21 protein-coding genes and 2 tRNA genes are annotated in these 24132 nt (G+C 70.5%); 11 read left to right on the forward strand and 12 right to left on the reverse strand.

Annotated elements, in window-relative coordinates:
- Window positions 1–44: 44 nt before the first annotated feature.
- Both EXE48_RS18630 and gltB read left to right on the forward strand, forming a co-directional pair.
- A complete protein-coding gene (locus EXE48_RS18630; protein ID WP_167551913.1) occupies window positions 45–212 on the forward strand; it encodes an HEWD family protein in 168 nt (55 codons plus the stop codon).
- Between the two features lie 233 nt (window positions 213–445).
- Window positions 446–5146, forward strand: coding sequence for a glutamate synthase large subunit (gltB, locus tag EXE48_RS01830; RefSeq protein WP_137710643.1), 4701 nt, complete (start codon window positions 446–448; stop codon window positions 5144–5146).
- 22 nt (window positions 5147–5168) lie between these two features.
- Here gltB and EXE48_RS01835 read toward each other — a convergent pair whose 3' ends face one another.
- Window positions 5169–7253: an ABC transporter ATP-binding protein gene (locus tag EXE48_RS01835; protein WP_137710644.1), complete on the reverse strand. Its 2085-nt coding sequence runs from the start codon at window positions 7251–7253 to the stop codon at window positions 5169–5171.
- A 533-nt stretch (window positions 7254–7786) separates the two neighbouring features.
- Between EXE48_RS01835 and EXE48_RS01840 the strand changes: the two genes are divergently transcribed.
- Window positions 7787–8347 (forward strand): SRPBCC family protein, encoded by a 561-nt coding sequence (locus EXE48_RS01840; protein WP_053772354.1) that lies wholly within the window; start codon window positions 7787–7789, stop codon window positions 8345–8347.
- A gap of 81 nt (window positions 8348–8428) precedes the next feature.
- A tRNA-Ala gene (locus EXE48_RS01845) sits at window positions 8429–8500 on the forward strand.
- A gap of 323 nt (window positions 8501–8823) precedes the next feature.
- Here the strand turns inward: EXE48_RS01845 and EXE48_RS01850 are convergent.
- The 3 genes from EXE48_RS01850 to EXE48_RS01860 all read right to left on the reverse strand — a co-directional run bounded on the left by EXE48_RS01850 (window position 8824) and on the right by EXE48_RS01860 (window position 11205).
- On the reverse strand, window positions 8824–9726 hold the full coding sequence (locus EXE48_RS01850; protein WP_137704031.1) for a hypothetical protein: 903 nt from the start codon (window positions 9724–9726) through the stop codon (window positions 8824–8826).
- A gap of 114 nt (window positions 9727–9840) precedes the next feature.
- On the reverse strand, window positions 9841–10860 hold the full coding sequence (locus tag EXE48_RS01855) for an NADP-dependent oxidoreductase (RefSeq protein ID WP_137710645.1): 1020 nt from the start codon (window positions 10858–10860) through the stop codon (window positions 9841–9843).
- A 144-nt stretch (window positions 10861–11004) separates the two neighbouring features.
- A complete protein-coding gene (locus tag EXE48_RS01860) occupies window positions 11005–11205 on the reverse strand; it encodes a VNG_1110C family protein (RefSeq protein WP_053772351.1) in 201 nt (66 codons plus the stop codon).
- A gap of 179 nt (window positions 11206–11384) precedes the next feature.
- Between EXE48_RS01860 and EXE48_RS01865 the strand changes: the two genes are divergently transcribed.
- Both EXE48_RS01865 and EXE48_RS01870 read left to right on the forward strand, forming a co-directional pair.
- Window positions 11385–12494, forward strand: coding sequence for an OBG GTPase family GTP-binding protein (locus EXE48_RS01865; protein ID WP_053772350.1), 1110 nt, complete (start codon window positions 11385–11387; stop codon window positions 12492–12494).
- Window positions 12495–12554: 60 nt separating this feature from the next.
- Entirely contained in the window at window positions 12555–13742 is a 1188-nt protein-coding gene (locus EXE48_RS01870) for a redox-regulated ATPase YchF (RefSeq protein WP_053772349.1), read from the forward strand.
- 43 nt (window positions 13743–13785) lie between these two features.
- On the opposite strand, the gene EXE48_RS01875 is transcribed toward EXE48_RS01870, so the two are convergent.
- Window positions 13786–14253, reverse strand: coding sequence for a GNAT family N-acetyltransferase (locus EXE48_RS01875; RefSeq protein WP_053772348.1), 468 nt, complete (start codon window positions 14251–14253; stop codon window positions 13786–13788).
- A 139-nt stretch (window positions 14254–14392) separates the two neighbouring features.
- Here EXE48_RS01875 and EXE48_RS01880 point away from each other — a divergent pair, with 139 nt between their 5' ends.
- Both EXE48_RS01880 and EXE48_RS01885 read left to right on the forward strand, forming a co-directional pair.
- Entirely contained in the window at window positions 14393–15223 is an 831-nt protein-coding gene (locus EXE48_RS01880; protein WP_137704034.1) for an amidohydrolase family protein, read from the forward strand.
- Between the two features lie 85 nt (window positions 15224–15308).
- A complete protein-coding gene (locus EXE48_RS01885) occupies window positions 15309–15836 on the forward strand; it encodes a DUF371 domain-containing protein (protein WP_137704035.1) in 528 nt (175 codons plus the stop codon).
- A gap of 31 nt (window positions 15837–15867) precedes the next feature.
- Here EXE48_RS01885 and EXE48_RS01890 read toward each other — a convergent pair whose 3' ends face one another.
- Together EXE48_RS01890 and EXE48_RS01895 are read right to left on the reverse strand one after the other, a co-directional pair.
- A complete protein-coding gene (locus EXE48_RS01890) occupies window positions 15868–16215 on the reverse strand; it encodes a DUF7522 family protein (RefSeq protein WP_053772345.1) in 348 nt (115 codons plus the stop codon).
- 54 nt (window positions 16216–16269) lie between these two features.
- Window positions 16270–16869, reverse strand: a complete 600-nt coding sequence (locus EXE48_RS01895; RefSeq protein WP_053772344.1) for an NUDIX hydrolase — start codon at window positions 16867–16869, stop codon at window positions 16270–16272.
- Window positions 16870–17238: 369 nt separating this feature from the next.
- On the opposite strand from EXE48_RS01895, the gene proS reads away from it, so the two are divergent.
- From proS to EXE48_RS01910, 3 genes are all read left to right on the forward strand, one after another.
- Window positions 17239–18714, forward strand: coding sequence for a proline--tRNA ligase (gene proS, locus EXE48_RS01900; RefSeq protein WP_121599102.1), 1476 nt, complete (start codon window positions 17239–17241; stop codon window positions 18712–18714).
- 209 nt (window positions 18715–18923) lie between these two features.
- Complete coding sequence (locus tag EXE48_RS01905) at window positions 18924–19994, forward strand: hypothetical protein (protein ID WP_137704036.1); 1071 nt, start codon at window positions 18924–18926, stop codon at window positions 19992–19994.
- A gap of 96 nt (window positions 19995–20090) precedes the next feature.
- Window positions 20091–21302, forward strand: a complete 1212-nt coding sequence (locus tag EXE48_RS01910) for a helix-turn-helix transcriptional regulator (RefSeq protein ID WP_137710646.1) — start codon at window positions 20091–20093, stop codon at window positions 21300–21302.
- 42 nt (window positions 21303–21344) lie between these two features.
- Here the strand turns inward: EXE48_RS01910 and EXE48_RS01915 are convergent, their stop codons facing one another.
- From EXE48_RS01915 to EXE48_RS01935, 5 genes are all read right to left on the reverse strand, one after another.
- Entirely contained in the window at window positions 21345–21476 is a 132-nt protein-coding gene (locus EXE48_RS01915) for a rubrerythrin-like domain-containing protein (protein WP_137704038.1), read from the reverse strand.
- A gap of 281 nt (window positions 21477–21757) precedes the next feature.
- Window positions 21758–21830 (reverse strand) — tRNA-Thr (locus EXE48_RS01920).
- 581 nt (window positions 21831–22411) lie between these two features.
- Complete coding sequence (locus EXE48_RS01925; protein ID WP_137704039.1) at window positions 22412–22801, reverse strand: peptide ABC transporter ATP-binding protein; 390 nt, start codon at window positions 22799–22801, stop codon at window positions 22412–22414.
- The gene (locus EXE48_RS01930; RefSeq protein WP_053772339.1) at window positions 22788–23009 is read right to left on the reverse strand and encodes a hypothetical protein; all 222 of its coding nucleotides are present in this window, start codon (window positions 23007–23009) and stop codon (window positions 22788–22790) included. The genes EXE48_RS01925 and EXE48_RS01930 overlap by 14 nt, the downstream gene beginning before the upstream one ends.
- Before the next feature lie 87 nt (window positions 23010–23096).
- A complete protein-coding gene (locus EXE48_RS01935) occupies window positions 23097–24092 on the reverse strand; it encodes a class I SAM-dependent methyltransferase (RefSeq protein WP_137704040.1) in 996 nt (331 codons plus the stop codon).
- Window positions 24093–24132: the final 40 nt, after the last annotated feature.

Here is a 24132-nt window from a genome sequence, read left to right on the forward strand (position 1 = left end):
CGACCGTCGGTACGTTTTTGCTCGCTGATGTCTTCCGTTCGGTCATGGGCGTGACCATCACACCGCCGAAGGAGCGCGCGTGCGAACTCTGCGGGCGCGAGGAGCGATGGGACGACGAGGTGGAGGGGTGGCGGATCGCGGACGACCCCGGTAACGTCTACTGTATCCACGAGTGGGACATCAACGGCTCGTTCGTCCCTCTTCGAGAGTAATTTCGAGCTGGACGTTTCACCACTCTGCTCGGATAGAGTGAAACGTTCGCGGTGTGTTATGGGGTATTCCGTCAATTATCGGACTGAAAACCCGATGGTTCTGTCTGGTTCTGGTGGTGTGTCATCTGTTCACCACCCGTGATGAATAATTACCTTATATTCCCTAATGTGTGTACGATGGATCCTACCCCTATCAGGGTCATACCTTTAACTATTCATCCGTAGGGAGACGTATGACCAAGTCACGTAGTACCACCCGGGGCGTACGCGACTCGGAGCCCTCGGGTCACGAGGGGGGGCTCGCGGCGCCGACGGACGACCGGTCGAACTGCGGCATCGGCGGGGTCGTCGACCTCGACGGTGCGCCGTCGCACGACACCGTCGCGGACGCGGTCGAACTGCTCGAAAACCTCGAACACCGCGGGACGACCGGCGCCGAGGAGAACACCGGCGACGGCGCGGGGATCATGGTCGCGCGGCCGGACGAGTTCTTCCGCGACGTCGTCGACGCCGACCTCCCCGAGGAGTACGCTGTCGGCTCCGTGTTCATGCCGCCGGAGCCGGGCGTCCAGGCGGAGATCCACGACGTCATCGCCGAGGTGTGCGCCGTCTACGGGCTGGAGGTGCTCGCGTGGCGCTCGGTGCCCACCGACAACGCCGACCTCGGCGCCACGGCGCTCGACTCCGAGCCCGAGGTGTCGCAGGTGTTCGTCGCGCCCGTCGAGGGCGCGGGGCTCGCCCAGCGGTTCACTAGCGAGGGGAACCGCCCCGACGACGCCGACCCGGACTTGCTCGGGTTCGACCGCGCGCTGTACGCGGCCCGCCGCGAGATCGAGAACGCCGTCTCGGAGGTCGACGGCGCGGGGCGCTTCTACGTCTGCTCGCTCGACCGCCAGCGCGTCGTCTACAAGGGCCTGCTGAAGGGCTCGCAGCTCGCTGACTACTACCCCGACTTGGCGGACGAGCGCTTCGCGAGCCACGTCGCCTTGGTCCACGCGCGGTTCTCGACGAACACGCTCGGCGCGTGGCACCTCGCGCACCCGTACCGCAACATCGTCCACAACGGCGAGTTCAACACGATCCGCGGCAACGTCAACTGGATGCGGGCCCGCGAGAACGACCTCGAACACCCGGCGTTCGGGGCCGAACTCGACACGATCAAGCCGGTGATCGACGACCCGAACCAGTCGGACACCGCGAGCGTCGACAACGCGCTCGAACTACTCCTCCATACCGACCGCGACCTTCCGCACGCGCTCCGGATGCTGATCCCGGAGGCGTTCCGCGGCGACGACCTGATGGACGACGACCGCGCGGACTTCTACGACTACCACGCCTCCCTCGTCGAGCCGTGGGACGGTCCCGCCCTCGTCATCGGCTTCGACGGCGAACGCGTCGCCGGCGTCTTGGACCGCAACGGGCTCCGCCCGTGTCGCTACGAGGTGACGACGGACGACCGCCTCGTCGTCGGCAGCGAGGTCGGCGCGCTCCCGACCGAGCCCGCGGACGTGCGCCGTCGGGGCCGCCTCCAGCCCGGTGAAATCTTCGTCGCCGACCCCGAGGCGGGCCGGATCGTCCCCGACGACGAGGTGTTCGAGGCGCTCACCGACGAGAAGTACGGCGAGTGGGTCGAGGACGGCCAAGTCGACCTCGACGCGCTCACCGAGGAGGACGACGCCGCGGCCGGGATCGGCGCGGACTCGGTCGACGAGGGCGACGACGCCGACGACGTGGACGCGGAACCCACCGTCCGCGCCCACCAGGCCGCGTTCGGCTACACGACCGACTCGCTGAACCACCTCGTCGAGCCGATGGCGAAGGACGGGAAGGACCCGGTCGGTTCCATGGGCGACGACACCCCGCTCTCGGTCCTCGCCGACGTTGACCGCCCGCTGTTCACCTACTTCAAGCAGCTGTTCGCGCAGGTGTCGAACCCGCCGATCGACTACATCCGGGAGGAGCTCGTCACCTCGCTCGAGACGCGCATCGGCAATCAGCGCAACCTCCTCGACGAGACGCCGGAGCACGCCGAGCAGATCGTCGCCGAGTCACCGGTCCTGACCGACGCCGAGACGACCGCCCTCCGCGACCTGCCGGGGCCGGGCGAGCGGAGCCCGGGCGACGCGGACGTGGCCGCCGACGGCCCCGAGTTCACTTCCGTCGTCGTCGACGTCACCTACGACCGCGACGGGTCGCTCGTCGACGCCGTCAACCGGGTCCGCGAGGACGCCGCGGCCGCCATCGAGGACGGCGCCGACGTGGTCGTCCTCTCGGACCGCGCGGTGGGCCCGGACCGCCTGGCGGTGCCGAGCCTGCTCGCGACCGGCGCGGTCCATCACCACCTCGTCCGCAAGGGGCTCCGCAACCGCGCGGGCGTGGTCGTCGAGTCCGCCGAGCCCCACGAGGTCCACCACCTCGCGACGCTCGTCGGCTACGGCGCCGACGCCGTCGACCCGTACCTCGCGTACGCCTCCATCGCCGACGTGGTCGCCGGGCCGGACGGCGCCGACGAGGACGAGGCGCTCGCCGCGTACCGCCACGCGCTGGAGGACGGCCTCCTCAAGACGATGGCGAAGATGGGCATCTCGACGATGGAGTCGTACCAGGGCGCCCAGATCTTCGAGGCGGTCGGGCTCGACTCCGAGTTCGTCGCCGAGTACTTCGAGGGGACCGAGATCCGCACCGAGGGGATCGGGATCGAGCAGATCGAAGACGACCTGCGCACGCGCCACGCGATGGCGTTCGGCGCCGACCCCGAACTGGAGACGATCGGCGAGTACGAGCACCGCTCGTCCGGCGTGAAACACGGCTGGAACCCCCAGACGGTCGGCACCCTCCAGCAGGCCGTCCGCGGCGGCGACTACGAGCAGTACCAAGAGTTCGCGGAGCTGGTGAACGACCAGACCGAGGAGCTCCAGTCGCTGCGCGGGCTCTTGGAGTTCGACTCCGACCGCGACCCCGTCCCGGTCGAGGAGGTCGAGCCCGTCGAGTCGATCGTCGAGCGCTTCTCGACGGCCGCGATGAGCCTCGGGAGCATCTCGCCGGAGGCCCACGAGAACAACGCCATCGCGATGAACCGGCTGGGCGCGAAGTCGAACACCGGCGAGGGCGGCGAGCCGCCCGAGCGGTTCGACACCGAGAAGGAGTGTACCGTCAAGCAGGTCGCCTCCGGCCGCTTCGGCGTCACCTCCGAGTACCTCGCGAGCGCCGATGAGCTCCAGATCAAGATGGCGCAGGGCTCGAAGCCCGGCGAGGGCGGCCACCTCCCGGGCAAGAAGGTAAACGAGATGATCGCGCACGTCCGGTGTTCCACGCCGGGCGTCGGGCTCATCTCGCCGCCGCCCCAGCACGACATCTACTCGATCGAGGACCTCAAGCAGCTCATCTTCGACCTGAAGGCCGCGAGCCCCGAGGCCGACGTCAACGTGAAGCTGGTCTCGGAGGCCGGCATCGGGACCATCGCGGCCGGCGTCGCGAAGGCGAACGCCGACGTGGTCCACGTCTCCGGCCACGACGGCGGCACCGGCGCCTCGCCGAAGACCTCGATCAAGAACGCCGGCCTGCCGTGGGAGCTCGGGCTCGCGGAGGCGAACCAGATGCTCCGCGCCACCGGGCTCCGTGACCGCATTCGCGTCTCCGCGGACGGCGGGCTGCGGACCGGCCGCGACGTCGCGGTCGCGGCCGCCCTCGGCGCCGAGGAGTACGTCTTCGGCACCGCGTCGCTCGTCACCGCGGGCTGCGTGATGGCCCGGCAGTGCCACGAGAACACCTGCCCGGTCGGGGTCGCCACCCAGCGGGAGGACCTCCGCCAGCGGTTCCCCGGCCAGCCGGACCACGTCATCAACTACATGACGTTCATCGCGCAGGAGCTGCGCGAGATCATGGCCGAGCAGGGGTACACGGAGCTTGAGGAGTTCATCGGCCGCCCCGAGCTGCTCGCCCAGCGCGACACCGACCACGAGAAGGCGAAGCACCTCGACCTCTCGGCGGTCATCGCCGAGCCCGCGGGCGAGTCCCGCACCAAGGTCCGCGAGCAGGCCCACGGCGGTATCGACGACCTGCTCGACTGGGACCTCATCGAGGAGGCCGCACCCGCCATCGAGGACGGCGCGCCGGTCGCGCTCACCCGCGACGTGCGCAACGTCGACCGCGCGGTCGGCGCCACGCTCTCGAACCGCGTCGTCTCCGAACACGGCGGCGAGGGGCTCCCGGACGACACCATCTCCTGCCGGTTCGACGGCGAGGCCGGGCAGAGCTTCGGCGCGTTCCTCGCGCCGGGGATCACGATGGAGCTGTCGGGCGCCGCCAACGACTACGTCGGCAAGGGGCTCTCCGGCGGGCGGCTCGTGATCGACACGCCCGCCGAGGCGGCGTACGACCCGACCGAGAACGTCGTCGCCGGCAACGTCTGTCTGTACGGCGCCACCGACGGCGAGATGTACGTCAACGGCGTCGCCGGCGAGCGCTTCGGCGTCCGCAACTCGGGCGTGAAAGCGGTCGTCGAGGGCGTGGGCGACCACGGCTGCGAGTACATGACCGGCGGCGTCGTCGCCGTCCTCGGCGACACGGGCCGCAACTTCGCGGCCGGGATGTCCGGCGGCATCGCCTACGTGTACGACCCCGACGACCGCCTCGACGACCGCGTCAACCGCGGGATGGTGTCGGTCTCCGAGACGCTGGAGGGGTCGGACGAGCGTATGCTCCGCCGGCTCGTCGAGAACCACCGCGCGTACACCGACAGCGAGCGCGCGGCCGACCTCCTCGACGACTGGGAGGCCGCGCTCGACGACTTCGTCCGCGTCTTCCCCGACGCGTACGCGGAGGTCATCGCGGAGGGCACGGGCGTCGACGTGCGCGACGAGCCGCCCGCGCCCGCCGCCGCCGTGCCGGGCGCCGACGCCGACGCGACCGGCCAGGTGTCGAGCGACGACTGAGCCGCGAAACGAGCGCCGCCCGCTACTCCAGCGTCTCCGGGTCGACCTCGCTCTCGGTCGCCCGCTCGACCGCGCGGTCGACGTGGCGCTCGCGGGCGCGCTCGACGAACTCCTCCGGCAGTTCGTCTATCTCGCCGGCCTGAACGCCCCAGAGCTTCGCGTAGAGCCCGTCCGCGGCGAGCAGTTCCTCGTGGGTGCCGCGCTCGACGACCCCGCCGTCCTCCAACACGAGCGCGGTGTCGGCGTCGGTGACCGTCGAGAGGCGGTGCGCGATGACGAAGGTGGTGCGGTCGGCGGCGAGCCGGTCGAGCGAGCGCTGGATCAGCATCTCGGTCTCGGTGTCGACGGCGGAGGTCGCCTCGTCGAGGATGAGTATCGCGGGGTCTTGGAGGACGACCCGCGCGATGGCGAGTCGCTGGCGCTGGCCGCCGGAGAGCTTCACGCCGCGCTCGCCGATCCGCGTCTCGTAGCCGTTCGGCAGCGACGAGATGAACTCGTGGGCCTCCGCGGCCTTCGCGGCCTCGACCACGCGCTCTCGGACCTCGTCCTCGTCGAGGCCCTCGGCGCCCGCCTCCTCGATCCGCGTGAACCGGCCGTAGCGGATGTTCTCGGCGATGGTGCCGTCGAACAGCGTGGTGTCCTGCGCGACGTAGCCCACGGACGAGCGGAGGCTCTCGACGGTCACGTCGCGCACGTCGTGGCCGTCGACGCGGATCGCGCCGTCGGTCACGTCGTACAGCCGGAGGAGGAGCTTGAGCAGCGTCGACTTCCCGGCGCCGGTCGGGCCGACGAGGGCGACGGTGTCGCCCGGGTCGGCGGCGAAGGAGACGCCGCTGAGGACCTCCTCCTCGGCGTCCGCGGGGTCGACGAGGGCGTTCTCGGGGTACGCGAAGGAGACGTCGTCGTACTCGACCGCGCCCGCGACGCCGCCGCGGTCGGTGTCGCCGGCCGGCGTCACGCCGCCGTCGTTTCGGGCCCCGCCGTCGCTTTCGGCACCGCCGCCGAGTTCGACCGCGTCGTCGGCGTCCTCGATGCGGACCGGGATGTCGCGCAGCCCGAACACGCGCTCGCAGGAGGCCTTCGCGTTCTCGTACTGGTCGATGATGTTCGAGACCTCGGCGAGCGGGGCGACGAACTGCTGCGTGAGGAGGACGAAGGTAACGAACGTCCCGACGGTCAGCTCCGTGGAGAACGGGCCCGGCGGGCCGTTCGCGAGCCAGTAGCCGCCGACCGCGAAGGTGGCGGCGAAGGCGAGCCCGGCGAGCAGTTCCATCCCGGGGCGGTAGACGTAGTTGAGCCGGAGGATCGACATCGTCCGCCGAAAGTACGAGAACGAGGCGTCCTCCACGCGATCGCTCTCGTGGGCCTCCGTGTTGGAGGTCTTCACCAGCTCGACGCCCGACAGCGCGTTCTCGAGGGCGGTGTTGAGGTCGCCGACGACGGACCGCTGGGCGGTGTACCGCGGCTCGACAGCGCGCATGAACCACACCGTGAAGAGGAGCATGAGCGGGATCGCGGCGAGGGTGACGACCGCTAGCTCGTAGTTGTAGTAGACGAGGACGCCCGCGATCCCGACCAGCATCACGCCGAGGCGGGCGGAGTTCTGGAGGGCGTTGTCCAGGAAGACCTCTAGGTTCGAGGCGTCGTTGTTGAGGACGGACATGACCTCGCCGGTCTGTTTGTCGTCGAAGAAGGTCATGTCGAGCCGCTGCATCTGGTCGAAGGAGTCGGTGCGGACCGCGTGCATCACGCGGTGCGCGAAGTTGTTCGCCGCGATGCCGTAGACGTACGTGAACACGCCCGTCACGACGAACGACCCGAAGATGAGCAGCACGGAGAGGCGGAACTGCGCGCCGTCTTTGGTGGGGAGCCACGCGTCCGGAACGATCGGGAGCGTGTAGGGGCCGGTGCCGGTGAAGACGGCGTCGATCGCGACGCCGAGGACGACCGGCGGGATCAGCCCCGCCACCCGGGCGACGATGTTGGCGACCATCCCGACCGCGAGCCAGTGGGCCTCGGAGGCCCCGTACTCGCGGAACAGCCGTCCGAGGGGGCGATCAACCCGGTCGCGGTACACTTCGAAGGCGTTGCGCTCGTCGGCAGCCATGGGCGTACGAGCGCCGCGACCCGCATGTATCCGGCGGCTTCGGCGGCCCGTTCCGGGTTCCGCTGATCGCGCCCTTTCGCCTCCTCGCGGTTCAAGAATTCCTTTCTGGGAGCGGTGGCGCGTGCCTCCGAGCGTCCGACGGACGCGAGGAGCACGCGCGAGGGAGTCGGGCGCCGAGCGAAGCGATGGCGCCCGACGAGGCTGGGGAGGCGTGAGGTGCGGTCGCGGTGCGGGGTGGGACTCAAAGGGGCAGCCGCGAGGACGAAGCACGGCGCAGTAAGCACCACAGCGAACGGAGTGAGCGAGGAGCGCAGCAAGCCGCGCGAGTCCTCGCGGCTGGGGCTTTGGCGGTGTTCGCCGCAGGGAAGCCAAATCCGTACGAGCGAGAGACTGGGGCTTTGGAGGAGTACTCCGTCATCCCGAGGTCGCTCGAGTACCACCGAGCGGGTGAGGATCCGACACCGATCACTGCGGAAACGCCGAACACGTACCGTCGCCGGACCGTTTAATAAGCGCCGCGCGAACCCGGGTACGTGGACGAACTCGTCGTGCGAACGGAGGTGTACGCCGATCCCGAGGAGGTGTACGAGTTCCTGCTGGACTTCCCGCAGTACGCGAACTACTCGGAGTACCTCCGCGAGGTCCGCACGGTCACCGGCGACGGCGGGCCCGGGACCCGGTACGCGCTCACGTTCGCGTGGTGGAAGATCTCCTACACCGCTCGTTCGGAGGTGACCGGCGTCGACCCGCCCGCCCGCATCGACTGGGAGATCACGAAAGACATCGACGCCGGCGGCTGCTGGCGGGTGACGCCCGCGACCAGCGACGACGCGGGCGACGACACGAGCGACGACGCCGATCGAAGCGACGACGCCCCCTGCGAGGTCGCGCTCGAAGTCGAGTTCGATCCGGGCTCCGCCAGCTCCGACGCGCTCGACCTGCCGCGGCTCGTCTCGTTCGACTGGGTGTTGAAGAAGGCGATCCCGCTGATCAGAGACGAGGCCGAGCGCGTCGTCGAACGCGCCGTTCAGGACTTGGAGGGGTCGAGACGGGACGTGGACCTCGACGTGTACGTCGACTCCGACCGGATCTGACGCGCTCCGGATCGGGTCCGCCTCGCGTCGGCGAGTCGAAGGCCTTAATATATCCAGCGGGGAACGAACGGATGCGTTCGCGGGCTCGTAGATCAGTGGTAGATCATCCCCCTGGCACGGGGAAGGCCCGGGGTTCAAATCCCCGCGAGTCCATGTTTTTTCGCCGCGAGCAACGTCGCGAGCGGCGTGAACATGTGCCGAGCGGGGGATTTGAACCCTACCAGTCGCGCGCAGCGAGCGACGCGAGCGAGCACGTCTGGTTCTGGTTCAAATCCCCGCGAGTCCACTCCTGCGCTCACTTCGTTCGCTTAGTCGTTCCCTCGCGTGGCCCCACTCGCTCACTGCGTTCGCTCGCGGGACCCCCGCGAGTCCATGTTTTTGCGCCGCGAGCAACGTCGCGAGCGGCGCGAATATGTACCGGGCAGGGATCTGAACCTACCAGTCGCACGTACTGAACGAAGCAGGCGCCTTCTCGTTCACCACACGCTCCCCCGGTACTCCAGCCGTAGGTGGTCGGCCGTCTCCGGCGGGATCCCCATCTCCTCGAACATCCGTCGGAAGGTCGCGCGAACGTCGGCTTCCTCGAATGACCGGGAGGCGCGCGTCTGCGCGTCGACCTCGATCCCGCCGTGGTAATCGAGGTGGACCCGGTAGGTGTACCCGTCGACCTCGTGCGTGACGGTCGCCCGCGAGAGGACGAAGTCGATCGCTCCCAACCGCGCTCCGCCCGCGTAGTACTCGCGGGTGTGCTGACCGGAGCCCGGGACGGAACGCTCGGTGACCGTCGTCGCGCGAGCGGTCAGCTCGTCGTACGTCGCGCGGAACGCGACCGGCTCCTCGATCCTGATCTCCGGGGCGCCCGCCCCGAGCTCGTCGGGCTCGGCGTCACGGACGTTCGCTTGTAGTTCCTCGACGTCCCCCGCCGCGGTCGCCTCGTCCATCTCGAACAGGGTCGTGAGCCGATCGACGAGCCACTCCTCCGGCGGGAGGTCGTCGACGGTGAACTCGCCGCGGTTGCCGTCCGCGAAGACGGTCACGACGGTGACGCCCTCGTCGGCGTAGAAGGTGGCCCACAGCCGCGTCGCCTCCGAGTGGTCGAACGTGACCCTGAACGCCTCGTACTCCGGGCCGAGGTCGGCGTCGAGCTCGGCGATCCCCGCCGGGTGGAAGCCGCTCGATCCGACGCGCTCGACCTCGTACCCGGCCGCGTCGGCTCGGTCCAAGGCGTCCTCGTACGCGAGGTCCGACACGGTGACGCCGTCCGAGGAGTACGACGCCACGTCGGACCCGATCAGGACGCCCGCGAAGACCGCGTACGCGGCGGCGACGACGACGACGGCCCCGACGAGCGCGACCGCGGCCCAGCGGAGTAATTTCATACGCGCCGATACATCTCAGCGTCGTATAGCCCTGCCGACGGTTCCTTCGCGGCGGTGACGACCGCCGCGGGGCCGGGCCGCGTTTCCCGCGTAACGGGGTCGAGCGGGCCGCGACTACTGCTCCGCCGCCGACACCCGCACCACCTGCTTCCCGATGTTCTCGCCGGAGAACAGGCCGAGGAAGGCGTCGGGCGCGTTCTCCAATCCCTCCACGACCGTCTCGCGGTGTTCGAGGTCGCCGCTCGCGACCCACCCCGCGAGGCGCTCGCTCGCCTCGCCGAACCGGGTCGCGAAGTCGCCGACGAGCAGGCCCCGGACCGTCGCGCGCACGGAGATGAGCTGCGGGAGCTTCCGCGGCCCGGTCGGGACCGTCTCGTCGTTGTAGTGGGCGATCTGACCGCAGACAGCGACGCGCGCGTCGAGGTTCAGCTTCGTGAACACGGCGTCGGTGATGGACCCGCCGACGTTGTCGAAGTACACGTCGACGCCGTCCGGCGCCGCCTCGTCGAGCGCGGCCCGGTAGTCGTCCGTCGCCTTGTAGTTGATCGCGGCGTCGAAGCCGAGGTCGTCGGTGAGCCAGTCGGTCTTCTCGTCGCTGCCGGCGAAGCCGACCACCCGACAGCCGTTCAGCTTCGCGATCTGGCCGACGACGGAGCCGACGGCGCCGGCCGCGCCGGAGACGACGACGGTGTCGCCGGGCTTCGGCTCGCCCACGTCGAGGAGGCCGAAGTAGGCGGTCCGGCCGGGCATCCCGAGGACGCCGAGGTACGCCTCCGGGTCGGCGACGGTCGGGTCGACCGGCGCGACGTCGGCGGCGTCGAGCGTCGCGTAGTCGGCCCAGCGCCCCTCGCCGGTCACGAGGTCGCCCGCGTCGTACGCGTCGCCCTCGCTTTCGACCACTTCGCCGACGACGCCGCCCTTGAGCGCGTCGCCCACGTCCCACGGCTCGGCGTACGACTCGGCGTCGCGCATCCGGCCGCGCATGTACGGGTCGACGGAGAGGAACCGGACGCGGACGAGGAGCTCGCCCGGGTCGGGGTCGGGAACGTCGGTCTCGCGCAGTTCGAAGCTGTCCTCGTCGGGCTCGCCGGTCGGCCGCTCGGCGAGAAGCCACTCGCGGTTGGTGTCCATCACGGTCCTCGTTGGCGGATGGAACGCAATAGGGTTTGGACCCCAGCAGCGGTCGTGGGGATCCGGAACTCGCAGCCGGCGCGGCGGTCGAAGGGGCGCGGCGGCGGGCCGTCGCTCAAGAATATCCGCGAGCGACCGCCGGGCGATTCACGCGACCGCGACGCCGTTGCGCGCGAGGTAGTTGCTGGCGGCCTTGATCTCGACCGGGCTCCCGATGATCCGGTACTGGTCGGAGCCCTCCACGACGGTGACGGTGAAGCGGGATTCGAGACACTCCCGGTGCCCGTCGAGCGCGCGGCGCGGGAGGACGATCTGCGTACTGTCGCGAAGGCTCGACGGATCTGGCATTCGGCGTGTGAATGGGTTACTCGTCTCCGATATAACCGTGTCGAAGTATCGGCGGGCCAACCACTCGTTCGGCGGCGAACCGGCGGTTCGCGCGGCGTTCGCGGTCGATCCGATCCTCGGTCGAGGACTGGCAATCCGAAGGAACACCTTTAACGAGCCGACCGGCCGAGGAACGGGTAATGGGACTGGAGGAGGAGATCGAAGACCTCCGCGAGGAGATCGCCAACACGCCCTACAACAAGGCCACGGAGGCCCACATCGGGCGGCTGAAGGCGAAGCTCGCGGAGAAGAAAGAGAAGCTGGAGAACCAGTCCTCCGCCGGCGGCGGCCACGGCTACGCGGTCGAGAAGCACGGCGACGCCACCGTCGCCCTGGTCGGGTTCCCGAGCGTCGGCAAGTCCACCCTCATCAACGCCCTCACCAACGCCGACAGCGAGGTCGGCTCGTACGAGTTCACGACCCTCGACGTCAACCCCGGCATGCTGCAGTACCGCGGCGCGAACATCCAGATCCTCGACGTGCCGGGCCTGATCGAGGGCGCCGCCGGCGGCCGCGGCGGCGGGAAGGAGGTGCTCTCGGTCGTCCGGACCGCGGACCTGGTCGTGTTCATGCTCTCGGTCTTCGAGATCGAGCAGTACGACCGGCTCCGCGAGGAGCTGTACAACACGAACATCCGACTCGACACCGAGCCCCCGAACATCAACATCCGGAAGACGCACAAGGACGGGCTCGGCGTGACGATGAGCGACGAGGTGAGCCTCGACGAGGAGACGGTCAAGCAGGTCCTCCGCGAGTACGGCTACGTCAACGCGAAGGTGACGATCCCCCACGACCTCACCATCGACGAGCTGGTCGACGCCGTGATGGACAACCGCGAGTACCTCCCCTCGATGGTCTCGGTCAACAAGGCGGACCTCATCGACAAGAGCTACCTCCCGACCGTGAAAGAGGAGCTGCGCGAGCGCGACCTCGACCCCGACGACGTGGTGTTTATCTCCGCGCAGGAGGGGCTCGGCCTCGACGGGCTGAAGGAGCGCCTCTGGGAGGAGCTGGGCGTCATCCGGATCTACATGGACAAGCCGGGCCGCGGCGTCGACTACGAGGAGCCGCTCATCCTGTTCGAGGGCGACACCGTCGGCGACGCCTGCGAGAAGCTCGGCGGCGAGTTCGACGAGCGGTTCAAGTTCGCGCGCGTGACCGGCGAGAGCGCGAAACACGACGACCAGCAGGTCGGGAAGGGGCACGAACTGGCCGACGAGGACGTGCTCCGGATCGTCGCGCGGAAGTAGCCCCGCGCGCTCGCCCCGCCCGACCGAAAGGCGCTTTTCGCGGGGCCGCGACCGTCGGGTATGCTCACGGTCGCGCTCGCGGGCAAGCCGAACGCCGGCAAGTCCACCTTCTACACCGCCGCCACGATGGCCGACGTCGACGTCGCGAACTACCCGTTCACGACGGTCGACCCGAACCGAGGCGTGACCTACGTCCGAACCGAGTGCCCCTGTCTCGACCGCGAGGAGCGCTGCGGGGCGGAGAACTGCCGCGACGGGAAGCGGTACGTCCCGATCGAACTCCTCGACGTCGCCGGCCTCGTCCCCGGCGCCCACGAGGGCAAGGGGCTCGGCAACCAGTTCCTCGACGAGCTGACGAACGCGGACGTGGTGTTGAACGTCGTCGACGCCTCCGGCGCGACGAACGCCGAGGGCGAGCCGGTCGAGGTCGGGAGCCACGACCCCCTCGACGACGTTGACTTCGTCGAGGAGGAGATGGACCTGTGGCTCGCCGGCATCGTCGACCGCAACTGGGAGGGCGTCGAGCGGCAGTCCCGCGCCCCGGACTTCGACCTCGAAGCCGCGCTGTCGGACATGCTCACGGGGTTCGGCGCGACCGAGCGCGACGTGACCGCGGTCCTGCGCGGGCTGGAGTACCCGGACGACCCGAAGGCGTGGACCGACGACGACCGCGAGGCGCTCGCGCGGGCGGTCCGCCGCCGCACCAAGCCCATCGTCGTCGTCGCGAACAAGGTGGACGCGGCGCCCGACGGCGCCGTCGAGCGCATCCGCGAGGGGACCGACAAGCCCGTGATCCCGGCGACCGCCGACGGCGAACTGGCCCTGCGCCGCGCCGCAGAGGCGGGCGTCGTCGACTACGACCCCGGCGACGAGGAGTTCGCCATCACCGGCGAGGTCTCCGACGACCAGCGCGCCGGCCTCGACGCGCTCCGCGAGTCGATGTCGGCTCACGGGGGGACGGGCGTCCAGACCGCGCTGAACGCGGCCGTCTACGACCTGCTCGACCGGATCACGGCCTACCCGGTCCAGGACGCCGGCAAGTGGACGGACGGGACGGGCAACGTCCTCCCGGACGCCTTCCTGCTGCCCGCGGGCTCGACGCCGCGCGACCTCGCGTACGCGGTCCACTCCGACATCGGCGAGGGGTACCTCCACGCGGTCGACGCGCGCGCCTCGCGCCGGATCGGCGAGGGCCACGAGCTGACCGAGGGCGACGTGGTGAAGATCGTCTCGACGGCCGGCCCCTGATCGGTCGGAGCGACGCCCGCCGGCCGCGGGCGTCGTCCGGCGATCACTCCAGCGGGCGCGCGTACGTCACCTGTTTCGGCTCGAAGCCCGCGTCGCGGTAGAACCGCCGCGCGCCGTCGTTGCCCCACTCGCAGGAGACGGTGAGGTAGTCGCGGTCGTCCTCGCGGGCCATCGCCTCCACCCGCTCGAGGACCGCGCTGCCGTGTCCCTCGTTCCGGCGGCCCGGGTCGATTTCGAGGTTCACCACGTCGAGGTACCGCCCCCGCTCCCGGGATGGTCGCTCGCCCGCTTCGAGGGTGACGAACCCGACCGTCTCGCCGTCGACGACCACGAGGTAGTCGGTCACGGAGGGGTCGTCGAGGTGCGCGCGGAAGCCGTCGTCCGGGACCGCTTCCGCGTCCTCGTAGGCGATTTCGTTCAGCTCCGAGTGCGCCTCCATCGCCGTCGCGAGGTCGTACCACCGCTCGACGAGGGCGTCGAGGTCGTCCTCGCCCGCCGCCACGAGTTCCATGTCGATCCGCGACGGCGGACGGCCACTTCAGCGTTCGTCCGGTGTGGGTCGCCGTCGCGTCCGGGAACGCGAGGGGGCGTCCGCCGTGCGACCGACAGGCACATGCGGGTCGCCCGAGACGAACCGATAGAGAGCGGCCATGCTCGGGCTCGAACACGACTTCCGGATCGTCGACACCCGCGCGACCCTCGACCCCGACGAGTCGTCGGTCGCCACCCACGGGCGGGACATCTCGCCGGAGCGGCTGGAACGCGAGATGCTCCAGGCCGGGATCGTCCGCGCGGTCGCGAGCCCCGGGCAACGCGCCGCCGGGCGGAGCTACCTCCGCGCGAACAACGCCGTCGCCCGCCTCTCTATCGACCGCCCGTTCGTCGCGTTCGCCCGCCTCAACGGCCCCCGCGACCCCGGGACCGGGCCGGTGTCGGCCGTCCGGAACCTGCGCGCCGAGCGCGACGACCACCACACCCGCCCCGACGACGTCGAGCAGTACTCCTACGACGACCGCTTTCACGGCTTCACGCTGGCGCCCCACGTCGACGGCCTCCCCAACGAGGACGTGCTGACCCGCCTCGAGGACGCCGACCTCCCCCTGTTCGTCCACGCGGGCCGGCAGTTCCCGCCGGAAGCGGTCGAGACGGAGCTGCTCGGCTACGACCTCCCCGTCGTTTTGGGGAGCTTCGGCGGGTACCCGCTCGACGCCGACCTGATGAGCGAGACCCTTGACCTGCTCGACGAGTACGACCGGCTGTACGTCGACACGAGCGCCGTGCGGTACCGCGAGGTGCTCGAGCGCGGCGTCTTAGAACACCCCGACCGCGTCCTCTTCGGCTCCGGCGCGCCGGACGTCCACCCGAACGTCGGCGTGATGGAAGTGCTCACGCTCGACGTCTCCGAGGACCTGATGCGGCGCGTGCTGGCGAAGAACCCCGCCCGCCTCGTCCCGGCGCTCGCCGAGGGCGCCGACGTGTGACCCGACGGCCCCCCGCCGCCGCCCGCGGGTCGATCCCCGCCGCCGAAGCGACGCGCACTTGTCGCGCCGCCGCCGACCGACGGACATGAGCGACGCAGACGCCCGGAGCGAGCCCGTCGCGCGCGACGCCGACGCGGCCGCCGACGACCCGTACGTCGAGGTCGTGCGCGCGGTCGGCCACGAGCACGTCACCGCCGAGCACGCGAGCACGTTCGAGTTCACGACCGACGACTGGCTCACGCCGGCGGGCGACTGTATCGTCGGCGTCGAGGCGGACCGGGCCCCGCGGGACTTCTCGGCCGAGTTCCGCGAGGCTTGCCGGGACGCGGACGCGACGATCACGGCCGCCGTCGCGGTCGGGGAGCCGGGCGCCGAGGCGGTCGACCTCGCCGACCCCGCCCACGTCGACCGGATCGTCGGTCGCGGCGACCCCGGGCTCGCCCTGCTCGACGAGCGCTCCATGGTCGGACGCACGAGCGATTACACCGACGACGAGCGGACGGTCCTCGTCCACGGGGACGGCGCCGCGGCCGACCTCGACCGCGACCTGGTCGCCGCGCTCGCCGACGGCGCGCCCGCGGCGCTGCGGCTGGCGGTCGAGCCGACGGAGTAAGCGGCCGATACGAGTCGGGGGCCGCGGGGGGTCAGGACTGATCGGCGGCGTCGATGATGTCGAGGACGGGGAACGGCTCGGTCCGGTCGAACGAGGCGAAGACGGCCTCGTAGCGGGCCGAGGGGAACACGAACACGACGACCTTCTCGAAGAACAGCGTCTGGGCCTCGAACGACTCGTCGATCAGTTCCTTGAAGTCGTCGCCGGTGACCTGGTTCGCCATTATCAGCCGGTACGCGGACTCCAAGTCCTGATCGGTGTACCGGGACGCGAGGTCGTCCCTGACGTATTCGACGGTGAAATCGAGGGACCCGAGGTGAGCTATCACCCGGGCCTCCGCGCCGTCGACCGCGCGGAGGCGTTCGGCGAGGTCGGACATAGCAGTAGATTTCGCGCTAACCTGGTAAAACTGCCCATACGGGTCCGTCGGACCTCATATCGGCAGCTCTGCGTCCGCCCCGACGACCCGGTCCGGCTCCGCGGGCGCGCGCCAGTCGGTCGTCCGTTCGAGCAGTTGGACGACCATCCGGCCCGTCACGCCCCAGACGGTGTAGCCGTCGACGTGGAAGAAGTGGACGCGGTGGTCGCCGTACTCCGGGTGGCCGACGCGGCGCTCCGACTCGTAGTTCGCCGGGTCGGTGAGCGCGTCGACCGGGAGGACCGCCACCTCGGCGACCTCCGACTCGTCCGGGACGTACTGGCGATCGGGGGCGACGCCGACGAACGGGCGGACCGCGTACTTGCTCGACGTGCGGGTGTCGTCGAGGCGCCCGACGACGTCGACCTCCGTCGGTCGCATGCCGACCTCCTCGTCGGCCTCGCGCAGCGCGGTGTCGGTCAGCGTCCGGTCGATCGGCTCGCGGCCGCCCCCGGGGAAGCTCATCTGCCCGGGGTGTTCGCCGAGGTGCGCGGCGCGCTTGGTAAAGAGGAGGTTGGCGTCGCCGTCCCGCGCGATCACCGGCGCCAGCACCGCCGCCTCCCGCCGGCCGGCGAGCGACTGCGGCGTGTGTCGGCGCAGCCCCGACAGGTCCATGGGAGTGATAGGCCACGCGAGGCGGATAACGTTTCCGCGGATTCCGACCGTACCGGACGGAACGGCGGACTGGAGCGGGCCGGAGCGGGCGCGAGCGCGGCTCAGACCGCCGAGATCTGACTGACGAGCGTCGCCGCGAACGCCGACAGCACGACGATCAGCGCCGCGAGCAGGACGGTCCGCTTCGTCGGGAACATCGTACCCGTGGGAGGGGCGAAGCGACCATGTACCCCGACGACTCTCGTCCCGAGTTTACCCGAATTTGGCGACGCGCCGGGACGAAAGGCCTCCGTACCGACGCGCCGCGAGGGCGGGCGACGGCGGTCGGGTTCGGACCTTTTAAGCCCGAGACACCCGCTTTCGAGAGTAATGAGCGACGACGACCAGGAGCTCGGAATCACCGAGTCCAAGACGCACAACACCGGCGAGTGGTACGCCGAGGTCGTACGGAAGGCGGGGCTCGCGGACTACGGCCCCGAGGGGATGAGCGGGTTCATCGTCACCCGCCCGCGAGCGTACGCCGTCTGGGAGCGCCTCCAGGGCTTCCTCGACGCGAAGTTCAAGGAGACGGGCGTTCAGAACGCCTACTTCCCGCTGTTCATCCCCGAGTCGTACCTCGAACGCGAGAAGGACATCGTCGAGGGGTTCGACCCCGAGGTGGCGTGGGTCGACGAGGCGGGGAACAAAGAGCTCGAAGAGCGGCTGGCGGTCCGCCCCACCTCCGAGTCGATCATCACGCCGTACATCAGCCAGTGGGTCCGGAGCCACCGCGACCTCCCGCTGCGCGTGAACCAGTGGTGCTCGGTCGTGCGGTGGGAGGCGACAGAGACGAAGCCGTTCTTCCGCACGAAGGAGTTCCTCTGGCAGGAAGGTCACACCGCGCACGCGACCCGCGAGGACGCGTGGGACGAGACGATGACGCGGCTCGACCAGTACGAGTCCGTCTACGAGGACCTGCTCGCGCTGCCGGTCCTGAAGGGACAGAAGCCGGACCACGACAAGTTCCCCGGCGCCGACACGACGACGACCGTCGAGGCGCTGATGCCCGACGGGAAGTCGGTCCAGGCGGGCACCTCCCACCACCTCGGGCAGTCGTTCGCGGAGGCGTTCGACATCACCTACTCGGACGAGGACGAGGAGGAGCGCACCGCCCACACCACCTCGTGGGGGCTCTCGTGGCGCGCGCTGGGCGCGCTGATCATGACCCACTCCGACGAGCAGGGGCTCGTCCTGCCCCACACCGTCGCCCCCACCCAGGTCGTCGTCGTCCCCATCTGGCAGGAGGACACGAAAGACGACGTGCTGGCGTACGCGGAGGGCGTGGCCGACGACCTCGACGACGCGGGGATCCGGGTCGAACTCGACGACCGCGACGAGCGCAACCCCGGGTTCAAGTTCAACGAACACGAGCTCAACGGGATCCCGCTCCGGATCGAGATCGGCCCCCACGAGGTCGACGACGAGGAGCTCACCCTGGTCCACCGGCCCGACGGCGAGAGCGTCGAGGTCGACCGCGACGGGGTCGCCGAGACCGTCCGCGACCAGTTTGACGAGGTATACGCCAAGCTGTACGCGACCGCCGAGGAGACCCTCGACGACGGCGTGCGCGAGGCCGACGACCGCGCCGACATCCTCGGCACGCTCGGCCAGCACGGCGGCTACGTGAAGGCCCCGTGGTGCGGCGACGAGGCCTGTGAGGAGCCGATCAAGGAGCCGATGGCCGCCGAGATCGTGATGGTGCCGTTCGAGGACGACGACCCCCTCGCCGACGAGGGGCACGACGAGACGTGCGCGATGTGCGACGCCGACGCCGAGCGGACCGCCTACTTCGCGAAGACGTACTGAGCCGCGGCGGTGCCGACGCCGCCTGCGCTACCGGGTTCGCGCGGTGACGGCGATCGGTCCGGACCGCGCGCCCCCTGCGGGATCGCTCCCTCGGCGACGCGACTGTTCCCCTGGACCGCACTGCCTCCCTCACGTCGGGCGATTAATCCGCGTTGATCCGACTTAACGGAGTTCCGGGTATATACGGACGGAGTGCGTACCCGCTGGTGATGAACCGATGGATTGCCGGCCTCGTCGTCGCGGCCGTCGCCGCCGCGGTGATCGCGGGGGCCGCCGCCGCCGCGCCGGCGGGAGCGGTGACCGCACAGACCGACGCGCCGAACGGGAGCGGTGCGGACTCGGGCGCCGAGAACGCGACGCTCGACCTGAGTCCCGGCGAGCAGCTCGCCGGCGTCGTCGGCGTCCAGGGCGCCGAGATCGAAGGCGAGGTTGAGTCGCGCGCCTTCGCGGTCGGGCTCCGCGAGGCGGCGAGCAACGAGAGCCGCGCCGCCGTCGTGGCGGAGCGACTGAACCGGACCGAAGCGCGCCTCGCGGAGCTGGAGCAGCGGCAGGAGGCGCTGCGCGAGCGCCGCGCGGCCGGCGAGTTGAGTCAGGGGGAGTACGCCGCGCGGATGGCGACGACGACCGCGCGGATCGAGACGCTCTCTCGCGGGCTGAACCGGAGCGCGAGCGCGGCCGCCGAGCTCCCGGCCGCCGTCCGCAGCGAGGCGGGCGTGGACGGCGATCGACTGACGGCGCTGCGCGAGCGCGCGAGCGCGCTCAGCGGCCCCGAGGTCGCCGCCATCGCCCGCGGCGTGGCCGGCGACGGCGTTGGCGGACCGGTCGCGTCCGGACGCGGGCCGCCCGGAAACGGGACCGGACGCGGGCCGCCGGAGGACCGCGGGCCCGAAGCCGGGGGCCCGCCGGACGACAGGGGGCCCGGCGAGGACGACGAAGCCGGACCCCCGAACGAGGAGGACCGCGAGGACGGCGAGTCGGACGCGGACGACGGAAGCGAACGCCGAGGACCGCCGGACGGGAACGGCGAGGACGGCGCCCCGAACGGGTCCGACCCCAGAGACGGGGACGAGGCCGACGACGAGCCGGGGGCAGCCCCCGGCGGCCCCCCGGACGAGTCCGACGGAAACGGGTCCGGCGGCGGACCTGGGGCGGGCGGGTCCGACGACCGCGGATCCGAAGGAGACGAGTCGAGCGACGACGAATCCGAGCAGGACGGCGACGAACCGTCGGTGACGTCCCCGCGAGGCGTCGTCGACGCCCACCCGGGCCGCGATGCGTGAGCGGGGCGCAGCGCGACGGGTGAGAGCGCTCGGTTCTGGGAACGTCGCCGGTCGGGGATGAGAAGGAATTTATTCACACGGTCTGTCGCTCACGGCGTGCAGCGAGCGCCGATCCTCCTCGCAGTCATCGCCCTCCTCGGAGCCGTCGGCCTCGCGCTCAGCGCGGGCGGCGCCGGCGCGGTCCCGTTCGAGGGCGGGTTCGCTCAGATGGACGTCGAACCGGACGACGTGTCGATGGAGGTCGCCGTCCAGCCGGACGGGGACGCGCGGTGGACCGTCGAGTACCGGATCCGGCTCGGCACCGACGAGGAGGAGCGGGCGTTCGAACAGCTCCGCGTGGACGTGGAGAACGACACGGAAGCGTACACGACCCGGTTCCGCGACCGGATGGCCTCGACCGCGGAGACCGCCGAGACGGCGACGGGCCGCAACATGACCGTGTCGAACGCGACCGTGACCGCCGAGCGGCGCGAGCTCCCGCAGGCGTACGGCGTGTTGACCTACCGGTTCGAGTGGACGAACTTCGCGGCCGTCGACGGCGACCGGCTCCGCGTCGGCGACGCCGTCGACGGGCTGTTCCTCGACGACTCCTCGTCGCTCATCGTCTCGTGGCCGGAGGGGTACCGCCTCGGCGAGACGACGCCCGAGCCGAGCGAGGTGCGGGAGCGGTCCGTGGTCTGGAACGGGCCGGTCGACTTCTCCGCCGGCCAGCCGCGGATCTCCGTCGCGCCCGCGGGGCCGCTCTCGGGGGTCCCGACCGCCGGTGTCGCCGCGCTCTTCGGGGCGCTCGTCGTCGCCGGCGCCGCCGTCGCCTACCGTCGTCGAGACGCCGAGCCCGCGGCGCCCGCGGGGGGCGGAGACGCCGAGACCGAGGCGACCGGCGACGCGCCGGCGGACGGCTCGGGCGCCCCGAAGAGCGCGGCGGCCGCGAGCGACTCGACGGCGGAGCCGACGGCCGGCGACGACGACGGCGACGCGTCGGAGCCGGACTCGGACGAGCCGCGGCCCGTCGACGGCGACCTGTTGAGCAACGAGGAGCAGGTGCTCCGGCTGATCGAGTCGGAGGGAGGCCGGATGAAACAGAAGCAGGTGGCCGAGCGGTTGGACTGGACCGCCGCGAAGACGAGCCAGGTGGTGACGGGGCTGCGCGACGAGGGCGACCTCGACGGCTTCCGTCTGGGCCGCGAGAACGTCCTCTCGCTGCCGGACTACGATCCGGAGGGGGACGCGGGCGGAGCCGACGAGGACGGCGGGAACGGCGGCGAGGGAGAGGACGCGGGCACCGAGGGCGACCCTACCGGCGACTGACCGCGCCGTCGACTGCCCGGAGACGGCCCGGTTCGGCCACGCTCACAGGTCCCGCGAGCGACCGATGTGAAGCAGTTCGCCCCCGCACTCGCACTCGCCGGGCGAGCCGGTCCGCCGGCCGCATTTGAAACACTCGTACATTTCTTCGCCGTTGCAGTCGTATTCTGGTCGCATATACGCCGATAAGCCTCCGTGATAAATAACCACACACCTAATATTATTTTTAGAATATAAATAGTTTTCCGGGAGCCGGTGACCGAACGATCGGAACGGCTTGATCGGCTCCGAGAACCGCGCTCACGTCAGCGGTCGGGAGTCCCGTCGCTCACCGGTTCGGCGTCGCACCGTCACAAGAGTCGGAGGAGGGACTGTGAACCACGGTCGTTCCGCTTCGCTTCACTCCCTAGCTCAAATCTCACCCGCGGCTCTTCGACTCCACTCCGTTCCGTCAGAAGAGCCGGAGGAGGGATTTGAACCCTCGACCTATTCCTTACGAAGGAATCGCTCTGCCAGCTGAGCTACTCCGGCGCGCATTCGACAATTCCCGGACGGAAAAATAAGGGTTCCGAAACGGGGACGGGGCGGCGATCCGACGCGCCGACTCCCGCGACCGAATCGGCGAATTGTCTCGGTAGCAATCTGACAATCGTCTCGTGTTGGGTCGTATTCTATCTCGATACTCACAAGCAAGCGAAATAGTTCACAAGTGTATAAGGAAAAAGACTAAATGCGTGTTCGGTTTTGAATTCAGACGTGATGACACCGCCCGCGTGCCGAGACGGCGGGGATCGAATCCCTCGGCGGTGCGTGCCCGGTCGAAGCCCGTACCGGGCGGCGATAGTCACGTCGGTCGCCGGCCCCACGGCGACTCGACGCGGCCGTCATCCCCAGCAGCGTCCCGTCGCGGCTACCGTGTGAAACGCGTCTCCGACGCGCCAAGCGCAGAATCGCCTCTGGTCCGCCGACCGCCGCCGCGACCGCTTGTCATGTGACGGGCCCCGGCCGCGTCGCCCCGACCCCCCTCAGGGCGACGCGGCGTTCTCGCTGTCTCGACGCTCCCTCGCGAGCGACGGGACCGCCCGACGCGCTCGCGCGGGTGTTGATTCGCGTTACGCGAACAGCCGCCGCGCGCGACGGACCTCCGCGGAGAGCCCGGCGTACCCGGCGCCGACGACGCCAGCGAGCCGCAGTTCCGCGGGCGCGACGCCGAGGCGGTGCGAGAGCGGCCCCGGCCGCGCGTCGGCGCCCGCGACCGCGACCGTCCGACCGCGGACCCTGACCTCGGCGGTGAGACCGCCCCGGACCAGCTCCGCGGTCGCGAGGGTCGAGACGGACTCCGCCGGGAGCCGCCGGGCGACGCGGAGGGCGTCGCCGACGCTGTCGACCTCGACGAACAGCCGGCGGCCGGTCGCGCGGACCGCGGCGTCGACCCCGTCGACCGAGAGCGTCAGGTCCTCGGTCTCGACCGAGAGGCGCCGCCCGGACTCACTCCCGCTCACGCGTGGTGACCCGGACGCCGCCGTCGACGCGCCACTCGGCGTGCTCGGCGTCGTCGCCGGTCCCGCTCGGCACCTCGACGGTCATATCCTCGAACTGATAGTGTATTTCGGCGTTTCGGCCCGTGAGCCGGTCGTACAGCCCGATCGCTAAGTCCGGCCAGGTGGTCGTCTCGTCGATGCGCTCCGCGGGGTCTTCGGCGTCGCTCATACACGTTCACGGTAGTGAGTGTCACTCATAAGTGAGCGGCCTGACGTGTCTGTGCCGTCGGTACCGGGGCGGGACCGACCGGCGCGGTCAGCCGTCGACGCGGGTCAGCCGGACGTCGAGACAGACGTTCTGTTCGTGTGGCGCGTACGACCGGACGACCCGTTCGGTCTCGACGTCGACGGCGTAGGCGTCGCCGGCGGCCGCCTCGATCGCGCGCCGGCCCGGGCCGAACGGCTCGTCCTCGTGTTGGATGTCGTAGTAGTGGATCACGCAGTCGTCGCCCGCGAGCGCGACGGCGGTGTCGAGGAACTCGTCCGCGGAGTGCGGGAGGTTCATCACGAGCCGGTCGGCGGTGTCGGCGCACGACTCGGCGATCTCGCGGACGTCGCCCGCGACGGCCGTCACCCGGTCGGCGACGCCGTTGCGCTCGGCGTTCTCCCGGAGGTACTCGACGGCGCGCTCGTTGAGGTCGCACGCGACCACGTCGGCGCCGCGGGCGGCCATGGGGACGGCGTACGGTCCCACGCCGGCGAACATGTCGACCGCCGACTCGCCGGACTCCACCTGCTCGACCACGCGGTGCCGCTCGGTCGCGAGCCGCGGCGAGAAGTACACTTCCGCGACGTCGAGCGCGAACTCGTGGCCGTACTCGCGGTGGACCGTCTCGGTGCCGTTCCCGGCCAGCACGTCCCACTGACGGACCCGCAGTTCGCCCTCGATCGGCGACGCGCGGTTGAGGACCGTGTCGCAGGGGAGGTCGGCGGCCATGACCGCGTCCGCGATCTCGCGGGCGCGGTCGTCGTCGTCCTCGTCGACGATGACGATGTCGCCCAGCCGCTCGATCGAGGGCTCGTAGCCGAGGATCTCCGCGGGCGTCGTGGGCCGGTCCCGGGCCGCCGCGTCGCGCTCCACGACGTGGGCCGCGAGGTCGGCCGGGACCCGATCGCGGTCCGCGACGGGGATGTAGATCGTGTCGCCGTCGACGGCGATCTGGTGGTCGCCGTCGAGGGCGTCGGCGTCGGCGAGCCGGCTCCGGACGGTCTCGCCGCGCTCGCGGTCGACGGCCACGCAGGGGACGCTCATCGTCGGCGAGACGCGGGCGAGCGAATAAACGGTGACGCTT

It is taken from the genome of Halorubrum sp. ASP1, assembly GCF_005435135.1.
In the GTDB taxonomy this organism is placed as follows: Archaea; Halobacteriota; Halobacteria; order Halobacteriales; family Haloferacaceae; genus Halorubrum; species Halorubrum tropicale.

Bases quoted from the DNA above. Each gene is read 5' to 3' on its own strand.
- EXE48_RS18630 (WP_167551913.1), top strand. From the start codon at position 45: ATGGGCGTGACCATCACACCGCCGAAGGAGCGCGCGTGCGAACTCTGC.
- gltB (WP_137710643.1), top strand. From the start codon at position 446: ATGACCAAGTCACGTAGTACCACCCGGGGCGTACGCGACTCGGAGCCC.
- EXE48_RS01835 (WP_137710644.1), bottom strand. From the start codon at position 7,253: ATGGCTGCCGACGAGCGCAACGCCTTCGAAGTGTACCGCGACCGGGTT.
- EXE48_RS01850 (WP_137704031.1), bottom strand. From the start codon at position 9,726: ATGAAATTACTCCGCTGGGCCGCGGTCGCGCTCGTCGGGGCCGTCGTC.
- EXE48_RS01860 (WP_053772351.1), bottom strand. From the start codon at position 11,205: ATGCCAGATCCGTCGAGCCTTCGCGACAGTACGCAGATCGTCCTCCCG.
- EXE48_RS01865 (WP_053772350.1), top strand. From the start codon at position 11,385: ATGGGACTGGAGGAGGAGATCGAAGACCTCCGCGAGGAGATCGCCAAC.
- EXE48_RS01870 (WP_053772349.1), top strand. From the start codon at position 12,555: ATGCTCACGGTCGCGCTCGCGGGCAAGCCGAACGCCGGCAAGTCCACC.
- EXE48_RS01875 (WP_053772348.1), bottom strand. From the start codon at position 14,253: ATGGAACTCGTGGCGGCGGGCGAGGACGACCTCGACGCCCTCGTCGAG.
- EXE48_RS01880 (WP_137704034.1), top strand. From the start codon at position 14,393: ATGCTCGGGCTCGAACACGACTTCCGGATCGTCGACACCCGCGCGACC.
- EXE48_RS01885 (WP_137704035.1), top strand. From the start codon at position 15,309: ATGAGCGACGCAGACGCCCGGAGCGAGCCCGTCGCGCGCGACGCCGAC.
- EXE48_RS01890 (WP_053772345.1), bottom strand. From the start codon at position 16,215: ATGTCCGACCTCGCCGAACGCCTCCGCGCGGTCGACGGCGCGGAGGCC.
- EXE48_RS01895 (WP_053772344.1), bottom strand. From the start codon at position 16,869: ATGGACCTGTCGGGGCTGCGCCGACACACGCCGCAGTCGCTCGCCGGC.
- proS (WP_121599102.1), top strand. From the start codon at position 17,239: ATGAGCGACGACGACCAGGAGCTCGGAATCACCGAGTCCAAGACGCAC.
- EXE48_RS01905 (WP_137704036.1), top strand. From the start codon at position 18,924: ATGAACCGATGGATTGCCGGCCTCGTCGTCGCGGCCGTCGCCGCCGCG.
- EXE48_RS01915 (WP_137704038.1), bottom strand. From the start codon at position 21,476: ATGCGACCAGAATACGACTGCAACGGCGAAGAAATGTACGAGTGTTTC.
- EXE48_RS01930 (WP_053772339.1), bottom strand. From the start codon at position 23,009: ATGAGCGACGCCGAAGACCCCGCGGAGCGCATCGACGAGACGACCACC.
- EXE48_RS01935 (WP_137704040.1), bottom strand. From the start codon at position 24,092: ATGAGCGTCCCCTGCGTGGCCGTCGACCGCGAGCGCGGCGAGACCGTC.